This window comes from Stenotrophomonas sp. HMSC10F07, from assembly GCF_001807895.1.
GTDB lineage: Bacteria > Pseudomonadota > Gammaproteobacteria > Xanthomonadales > Xanthomonadaceae > Stenotrophomonas > Stenotrophomonas sepilia.
The window spans coordinates 1-8,320 of the sequence record NZ_KV791357.1 but is presented as its reverse complement, the minus strand read 5'-3'; the positions used below and the strand labels follow the sequence as shown (position 1 = coordinate 8,320).

The window sequence follows — 8,320 nt, the reverse complement described above, 5'->3', positions numbered from 1 at the left end:
CGGGCACGGCCCGGCGCTACCGGTAGGGCGTTGCCGGCCAGCGGCCGGCACGCGCGACGCAGCAAAAACTGATTCAGCCCAATTGGAGAAAGAACGCCCCGGCGCGTCCTACCGGAGAAAAATCAGGCTTATCCCGGAGGAACAGATACGCCATGCCGTCGGACAGTACGCCTTTTTGCGAAGGCAGAATGCCGTCGATGTCCGCGCCGTAGAGCATCAAGCGACGGCGACCGCCATTCCACGTCAAAGGTGATTGCAGCCATGCATCGACTCCATCCAGCTTGGAATCCAGGTTCCCATCATCGTCGGGTTCCAAACACTCCACACGCTCGATACGGCCGCGCTCAAGCGAGTCGCTCATGCATCGGCTTCTGGATGCGCCCCCACGCCTGTATGCGAGCACAACTGCGTCGCTAGTTCCCTGCACCGCGCGCAGCCGACGGAAGTGGGAATGATCCCGCGTATCGGTGGGGATGAAGACTGAGAACCAGAAATCCTCAGCAACGCCCTGCGGATAGAACCAATGGGGGTCGCCGAAAACTGCACGGACGTCCACGGTGCCAGCGCGCCTCGCCCCGGTTCAAGGCCAATAGCGACAGCCTTGAACAAGGGAGAGAATCGCCGCCGGGCATGGCCCGGCGCTACCGGTGAGGCGTTGCCGGCCAGCGGCCGGCACTACCGGGTGCAGTAGATCCACGCCATGCGTGGATGGAGATCCGCCCCCGTGGGCATCAGGCGAAGCTATCGGTGGCGCGCACCAGCGCGTCCACGTTCTCGGCCTCGAACGCCGAATGGCCCGAAGCCGGGGTGATTTCCAGCTTCGCCTTCGGCCACACCTTGGTCAGGTCCCAGGCGTTGGCCAGCGGGCAGACCACGTCGTAGCGGCCGTGCACGATCACGCCCGGAATGTCGGCGATGCGGTGTGCGTCGCGCAGCAGCTGGTCTTCCACCTCGAAGAAGCCGCCGTTGACGAAGTAGTGGTTCTCGATGCGGGCAAACGCCAGCGCGAAATGCGGGTCTTCGTGGCTGTTGATGAAGTCATCATCGACGTGCAGGAAACTGGTCGCGCCTTCCCACACCGCCCACGCCTTGGCCGCTTCCAGGCGGGTGGTCTCGTCTTCGCTGGTCAGGCGGCGGTGGAAGGCCGAGATAAGGTCATGACGCTCCACCAGCGGAATCGGCTTGAGGTAGTGCTCCCACGCATCCGGGAACAGGCGGTTGGCGCCTTCCTGGTAGAACCATTCCAGCTCCCAGCGACGCAGCATGAAGATGCCGCGCAGGACCAGTTCGGTCACGCGCTGCGGATGGGTCTCGGCATAGGCCAGCGCCAGGGTCGAGCCCCAGCTGCCACCGAACACCTGCCAGCGATCGACCTTCAGGTGCTCGCGCAGCTTCTCGATATCGGCGACGAGGTCCCAGGTGGTGTTGTCCACCAGGTCCGCGTGCGGGGTGGAACGGCCGGCACCGCGCTGATCGAACAGGATGATGCGGTACTTGGACGGATCGTGGAACTGGCGCATCTTGTCGCTGCAGCCGCCACCCGGGCCACCATGCAGCATCACCACCGGCTTGCCTTCCGGGTTGCCGCACTGTTCGAAGTACAGCGTGTGGCGGTCGTCGACCTTCAGGGTGCCGACGTCGTAGGGGGTGATGGCGGGGTACAGCGTACGCATGCTTGCAGCTCCAGGGTGATGCCCTGCCGGGGCAGGAGAACCTCCATTCTAGGCCGGACGCCGGCCCAGGGTGATGCGGTCGCGCTGCTCCAGATCCTGCACGGTCTGCACCTCGGCAAATCCCGTCGCCTCGAACAGTGCCCGGATCGCCGCGCCCTGGTCCCAACCGTGCTCGATCAGCAACCAACCGCCGGGCCGCAGGTGGGCCTGGCCACCCTCGACGATGCGGCGGATGTCATCCAGGCCGTCCATGCCCGAGGCCAGCGCGGTAGACGGTTCGAAGCGCAGGTCGCCCTGTTCCAGGTGCGGGTCGTTGCTGGCGATGTACGGCGGATTGCTGGCGATCAGGTCGAAGCGCACGCCCTGCAGCGGCGCATACCAGTCGTGCCCGCCCTCGGCGAAACGGACGTTGTCCAGTTCATGGCGGGCCGCATTGCGCGCGGCCACGGCCAGCGCGCCCGGGCTGGCATCGGTGGCCAGCACCTGTGCCCGGGGCCGTTCGCTGGCCAGTGCCAGTGCGATCGCACCGCTGCCGGTACCGAGGTCGGCCAGCTGCAACGCCTGGTCCGGCGGCAGTCGCTCCAGCGCCAACTCGACCAGCAGCTCGGTTTCCGGGCGCGGGATCAGCGTGGCCGGGTCGACCTCCAGGTCCAGCGTCCAGAAACCGCGGCGCCCGGTCAGGTAGGCAACCGGCTCACCGGCCACACGGCGGGCCAGCAAGGCTTCGAAGGCGGCTTGGTCATTGGCGGCCAGCGGATCGGTGGCATGGGCGAACAGCCAGCTGCGCGGGCGCTCCAGCACATGCAGCAGCAGCAGTTCGGCTTCGTGGCGGGCGTCGACACCGCCCAAGCGGGCACTGGCGTCAGCTACGACCTGACGCAGGGTGGGTTCGGGTTGGAAAGACATGCCTCAATTGTAGAGCCGAGCCGATGCTCGGCTGCTGCTGGAACAGCCGAGCATCGGCTCGGCTCTACAGATCCACCGTCGAGCATGGCTCGACGCTACAAAAAGCTGGAATCCGTTCAGGTTTCGCCAGAGGGTATAAGGAGGGGCTATCAGCCCTTTTCACACGTCCCGGTCGATTTTCCTTGTCACACAAGCAGTTGCAGGATGGGAGCGGCAGGGTTCAGTGCCTGCTCATGGCCATTTGATAGACTCCATCTATCAAATAGATGCAATCAATGGATTGTTCTTATCGCGAGCGAATGGGTAACCTAGCTCCTGTCGATTCACCCACTCCCCTTCACCAAGAGGAAAAATGATGTCCCTCATCAATACCCAGATCCAGCCGTTCGAAGCCAACGCCTACCACAACGGCGAGTTCATCAAGGTTTCCGACGCCAGCCTGAAGGGCCAGTGGTCCGTCCTGATCTTCATGCCGGCCGCCTTCACCTTCAACTGCCCGACCGAGATCGAAGACGCCGCTGACCATTACGCCGAGTTCAAGAAGGCCGGCGCCGAGGTCTACATCGTCACCACCGACACCCACTTCTCGCACAAGGTGTGGCACGAGACCTCGCCGGCCGTCGGCAAGGCCCAGTTCCCGCTGGTCGGCGACCCGACCCACCAGCTGACCCGCGCCTTCGGCGTGCACATTGAAGAAGAAGGCCTGGCCCTGCGCGGCACCTTCATCATCAACCCGGAAGGCGTGATCAAGACCCTGGAGATCCACTCCAACGAGATCGCCCGTGACGTGTCCGAGACCCTGCGCAAGCTCAAGGCTGCCCAGTTCACTGCCGCCAACCCGAACCAGGTCTGCCCGGCCAAGTGGAAGGAAGGCGAGAAGACCCTGACCCCGTCGCTGGACCTGGTCGGCAAGATCTAAAGCAGTACCGGCCTGCCGTGGCCCCACGCCACGGCGCGCCCTTCATCCCCGTGCCGGTCCCCCCGCCGGCGTGGGGGTGAACCCAAGACAGCCAACGCTCGCCCGCCTTGGCCAGCCAGCCCCTTCCACGGTCGCTGTCTTGGGTTCACCCCTACCCCCTGCTGGTCCGCTACCTTCTACAGCGGTGCCACGCCCCCTGTTTGCCTGAAGCCAGGAGATGACCCGATGTTGGACGCCAACCTGCAGTCGCAGCTGAAGACCTATCTGGAGCGCGTGACCCGCCCGATCCAGATCACCGCGCACGCCGACGACGGCGCCAAGTCGCAGGAAATGCTGGAACTGCTGCAGACCCTGGAAAACCTGTCGGACAAGATCACGCTGCAGGTCCTGCGCGATGGCCAGGGCCGCGTGCCGTCCTTCGACCTGGGCACGCCGGGCCAGGACATCCACCTGACCTTCGCCGGCCTGCCGATGGGTCACGAGTTCACCTCGCTGGTGCTGGCCCTGCTGCAGGTCGGCGGCCACCCGTCCAAGGCCACCGCCGAGCTGATCGAGCAGGTGCAGAACCTGGAAGGTGAATACAAGTTCGAAACCTACTTCTCGCTGTCCTGCCAGAACTGCCCGGACGTGGTGCAGGCGCTGAACCTGGCCGCGGTGCTCAACCCGCGCATCCAGCACGTGGCCATCGATGGCGCCCTGTTCCAGGACGAAGTCGAGAAGCGCGAGATCATGTCGGTGCCGACCGTGTACCTCAACGGTGAAGTGTTCGACCAGGGTCGCATGACCCTGGAGCAGATCGTGGCCAAGCTGGACACCAATGCCAGCAAGCGCGATGCCGAGAAGATCGCCGCCAAGGATGCTTTCGACGTACTGGTGGTCGGTGGTGGCCCGGCTGGCGCCGCAGCGGCGATCTATGCCGCGCGCAAGGGCATCCGTACCGGCATCGCTGCCGAGCGCTTCGGTGGCCAGGTGCTGGACACCATGGCGATCGAGAACTTCATCTCGGTGAAGGAAACCGAAGGCCCGAAGCTGGCCACGGCGCTGGAGCAGCATGTGCGCGAGTACGACGTGGACATCATGAACCTGCAGCGCGCCAGTGCGCTGGTGCCGGCCGGCGAAGACGGCCTGGTGCAGGTGCAGCTGGAGAACGGCGCGGTGCTGAAGTCGCGTTCGGTGATCCTGTCCACCGGCGCGCGCTGGCGGCAGATGAACGTGCCGGGCGAGGACCAGTACCGCAACAAGGGCGTGGCCTACTGCCCGCACTGCGATGGTCCGCTGTTCAAGGGCAAGCGCGTGGCGGTGATCGGCGGCGGCAACTCCGGTGTGGAAGCGGCCATCGACCTGGCCGGCATCGTGTCGCATGTAACCCTGCTGGAGTTCGATTCCAGCCTGCGTGCCGACGAAGTGCTGCAGAAGAAGCTGCGCAGCCTGGGCAACGTCACCGTGCTGACCAGCGCACAGACCACCGAAGTGCTCGGCGACGGCAGCAAGGTCACCGGCCTGGTCTACAAGGACCGCATCGGCGGCGATGCCCACCGCGTCGAGCTGGAAGGCATCTTCGTGCAGATCGGCCTGCTGCCCAACACCGAGTGGCTGAAGGATGTGGTGGCGCTGTCGCCGCGTGGCGAGATCGTCATCGACGATCGCGGCCAGACCAACCTGCCGGGTGTGTTTGCTGCTGGCGATTGCACGACGGTGCCCTACAAGCAGATCATCATCGCCATGGGCGCCGGTTCCACCGCCGCACTGAGCGCGTTCGACCACCTGATCCGCTCGTCGGTGAGCAACAGCAGCGGTGCCGTTGCTGAAGCGGCCTGATCCACCGTTCCCAGATCACCGGGAACATTGTCTGCCTGTCGGGTAACCATGCCGTCAGCCGGTCCGTTACCCCTGGGGTGTAAGGATGAACCTACGTGATCTGAAGTACCTGGTAGCCCTGGCCGACCACAAGCATTTCGGCCGGGCTGCCGCTTCCTGCTTTGTCAGCCAGCCGACGTTGTCCACGCAGATCCGCAAGCTGGAGGAAGAGCTCGGCCTGCCGCTGGTGGAACGCGCACCGCGCAAGGTGATGCTGACCCCGGCCGGCCAGGAAGCGGCCGCACGGGCGCGGGTGATCGTGTCCGAAGTGGAACAGCTGAAGGAAGCGGCGCGACGCAGCCGCGATCCGGAAGCCGGTACGGTGCGCCTGGGGATCTTCCCGACCCTCGGCCCGTACCTGCTGCCGCATGTGATCCCGCGCATCCGCGAGCGCTTCCCGGAGCTGGAACTGCTGCTGGTCGAGGAAAAGAGCGATGTGCTGCTGGACCGCCTGCGCGAAGGCAAGCTCGACGCTGCATTGCTGGCGCTGCCGGTGATCGACGACCAGCTGCATGCCGAGTTCCTGTTCGAGGAACCGTTCCTGCTGGCCGTCTCCGGTCGCCACCCGCTGGCACGTCGCGAGCACCTGGACGTGCAGGAACTGGCCACGCAGAAGCTGCTGCTGCTGGAGGACGGCCATTGCCTGCGCGACCAGGCGCTGGAAGTCTGCCGCCTGTTCGGCGCCAACGAGAAGTCCGAGTTCCGCGCCACCAGCCTGGAAACGCTGCGGCAGATGGTCGCCGCCGATGTCGGCATCACCCTGCTTCCGAGTCTGTCGGTGCAGCCGCCAGTGCCGCGCTCGAACAACATCCGCCTGCTCGACTTCACCGGCGAAGGCCGTCCCAGCCGCCGCATCGCCATGATCTGGCGCCGCAGCTCGGCCATGAACGACTTCCTGATGGACCTGGCCGACCAGTTCAAGCGCCTGCCGCAGGCGCTGTTCACCCTGGAGGCGCTCGATGCCGGCAGCGATGCACCGGCCCTGCCCGGCCCCGCGCTGAACGGCTGAGCCCCCGCAGTACCGGCCTGGAATCGGCAGGAGTCGATTCCGGCCGCATTTGTCCCCACAATACAGACAGGCGGCGCCAGCAGGTGCCGCCTTTTGCATGGCTTTCAACCAAGGAGCTTCACCATGAGTACCGCCAGCGGCCTGCCGCCGTCGATCACCGTTTCCACCTTCGACATGGACCGCCTGGACGCCATGCTCGAATCTCCCGCGCTGAGCCAGACGCCTGCCGCGCTCGCGCTTGCTGAAGAACTCAACCGGGCCACCGTGCTGGCACCGGACCAGATTCCCGAAGGCATCGTCATGATGCATTCGCGCGTGGAGTGCGAAGATGAAGTGTCGGGCGAGAAGCACGTCCTGACCCTGGTCTTCCCCCGCGAAGCCAACGTCGATGAAGGCAAGGTTTCCGTGCTGGCCCCGGTCGGCAGTGCCCTGCTCGGCCTTTCGATCGGCCAGAGCATCGACTGGACCGCGCCCGGCGGCCGCAAGCTGCGCCTGCGCGTGACCGCGGTCCACAACGACCGCCCCTGATTACCGCTGCGCACCGCGCGCGATTCGATCCCCCTGTCCCAGGAGCCGTAATGAGTACCCCGTCCAAACTGTCCCAGCTGCGCGAACTGTCCGTGGTCGTTGCCGATACCGGTGACTACGAGGCGATCAAGCGCCTGCAGCCGGTGGACTGCACCACCAATCCGACCCTGGTGAAGAAGGCGCTGGACCTGCCGGTCTACGCCGAGCTGATCGAACGCGAACTGGCCTGGGGCCGCCAGCAGAGTGGCGACCGCGAAGCCGTGGTGCACGCCGTGGCCGACCGCCTGACCATCGGCGTCGGCGTGCTGCTGAGCACGCTTGTGCCGGGCCGGGTGTCCACCGAGGTGGATGCCGACCTGGCTCACGACACCGCTGCCACCGTGGCCAAGGCCCGCCAGTTCATCCAGATGTACGCCGATGCCGGCGTGCCGCGCGAGAAGATCCTGATCAAGATCGCCGCGACCTGGGAAGGCGTGGAAGCCGCGCGCATCCTGCAGGCCGAGGGTATCGACTGCAACCTGACCCTGATCTTCAACCCGACCCAGGCGCTGGCCTGCAGCGAAGCCGGGGCGTTCCTGATCTCGCCGTTCGTCGGCCGCATCCTGGACTGGTACGTGGCCAACGGCCAGGCCCCGGCCACCATCGATGAAGACCCGGGCGTGAAGTTCGTGCGCGGCGTGTATGCCGAATTCAAGCGTCGCGGTTCGCCGACAGTGGTGATGGGCGCCTCGTTCCGTTCGACCGCGCAGATCGAAGCACTGGCCGGCTGCGACCGCCTGACGATTTCGCCGGACCTGCTGGAGAAGCTGGACGCCGACCACGGCGAGCTGCCGCGCAAGCTGGTGGCCGGTGCCGCCGATGGCGCGGCGGTGACCCCGATCGATGCGGCCAAGTTCGCGGCGGATCTGGCGGCCGATCCGATGGCCACCGAGAAGCTGGCGACCGGCATCGATGCGTTTGCCAAGGATCTGGAAGCGCTGCGCGAGCGGATCCGCGCGGCACTGTGAGGATTCCGGCCAACGGCTGAGCCCCTCGTGGCGGGGGGCTTGGTCGCGAAGAGCGGGTCATGTGGTTGGCAGGGTGGGTAGGCCGTGCAGGGGACGCTGCAAGTACGTCCCTGTAAGCTCTGTCGCCGCATCCATGCGGCTCACGCCCCTGCACGGCCTACCCACCCTGCCTTCGACAGTTTCCTGCGGCCGCCCGCCACGGAAGAAAGAAAGAAGAGCAACAGCGGGTCGCGCGCTTCGCTTGCTCGGAGCCGAGCATGGCTCGGCTCTACAAGGGCAATGCAGAACCAAACAAAAAGGACGCGGCGAACGCCGCGTCCTTTTTGTTTTCCATCAGTTCGTCAGTAACCCAATGTTCTTTCCCACCGTCACCGGGAAACTCTCGGGGGTGGGGCGGTGTGGGTTGGCAGGACCGTTGGCG

The 8,320-nt window shown here is 65.6% G+C and carries 8 protein-coding genes; 5 read left to right on the top strand and 3 right to left on the bottom strand.

All coding sequences use genetic code 11. The features are described 5' to 3' along the window. Window positions 1-73 precede the first annotated feature (73 nt). The 3 genes from HMPREF3114_RS20935 to prmC all read right to left on the bottom strand — a co-directional run bounded on the left by HMPREF3114_RS20935 (window position 74) and on the right by prmC (window position 2,579). Window positions 74-361 carry a hypothetical protein gene (locus tag HMPREF3114_RS20935; RefSeq protein ID WP_141750792.1) on the bottom strand — a complete coding sequence of 96 codons (288 nt, stop codon included), beginning with the start codon at window positions 359-361 and terminating at the stop codon, window positions 74-76. Between the two features lie 370 nt (window positions 362-731). Further along, on the bottom strand, window positions 732-1,673 hold the full coding sequence (gene pip / locus HMPREF3114_RS06555; protein WP_019661138.1) for a prolyl aminopeptidase: 942 nt from the start codon (window positions 1,671-1,673) through the stop codon (window positions 732-734). A 48-nt stretch (window positions 1,674-1,721) separates the two neighbouring features. Further along, window positions 1,722-2,579 (bottom strand): peptide chain release factor N(5)-glutamine methyltransferase, encoded by an 858-nt coding sequence (prmC, locus tag HMPREF3114_RS06550; RefSeq protein ID WP_053500507.1) that lies wholly within the window; start codon window positions 2,577-2,579, stop codon window positions 1,722-1,724. Between the two features lie 355 nt (window positions 2,580-2,934). Between prmC and ahpC the strand changes: the two genes are divergently transcribed. The 5 genes from ahpC to HMPREF3114_RS06525 all read left to right on the top strand — a co-directional run bounded on the left by ahpC (window position 2,935) and on the right by HMPREF3114_RS06525 (window position 7,899). Beyond that, the gene (ahpC, locus tag HMPREF3114_RS06545; RefSeq protein WP_005415368.1) at window positions 2,935-3,498 is read left to right on the top strand and encodes an alkyl hydroperoxide reductase subunit C; all 564 of its coding nucleotides are present in this window, start codon (window positions 2,935-2,937) and stop codon (window positions 3,496-3,498) included. 225 nt (window positions 3,499-3,723) lie between these two features. Continuing rightward, window positions 3,724-5,316 carry an alkyl hydroperoxide reductase subunit F gene (gene ahpF / locus HMPREF3114_RS06540; RefSeq protein WP_005415367.1) on the top strand — a complete coding sequence of 531 codons (1,593 nt, stop codon included), beginning with the start codon at window positions 3,724-3,726 and terminating at the stop codon, window positions 5,314-5,316. Window positions 5,317-5,401: 85 nt separating this feature from the next. Beyond that, window positions 5,402-6,364: a LysR substrate-binding domain-containing protein gene (locus tag HMPREF3114_RS06535; protein WP_049414506.1), complete on the top strand. Its 963-nt coding sequence runs from the start codon at window positions 5,402-5,404 to the stop codon at window positions 6,362-6,364. A 123-nt stretch (window positions 6,365-6,487) separates the two neighbouring features. Beyond that, complete coding sequence (gene rnk, locus HMPREF3114_RS06530) at window positions 6,488-6,892, top strand: nucleoside diphosphate kinase regulator (RefSeq protein WP_053501173.1); 405 nt, start codon at window positions 6,488-6,490, stop codon at window positions 6,890-6,892. A gap of 50 nt (window positions 6,893-6,942) precedes the next feature. After that, the gene (locus HMPREF3114_RS06525; protein WP_053501171.1) at window positions 6,943-7,899 is read left to right on the top strand and encodes a transaldolase; all 957 of its coding nucleotides are present in this window, start codon (window positions 6,943-6,945) and stop codon (window positions 7,897-7,899) included. The last annotated feature ends 421 nt before the right edge of the window (window positions 7,900-8,320 follow it).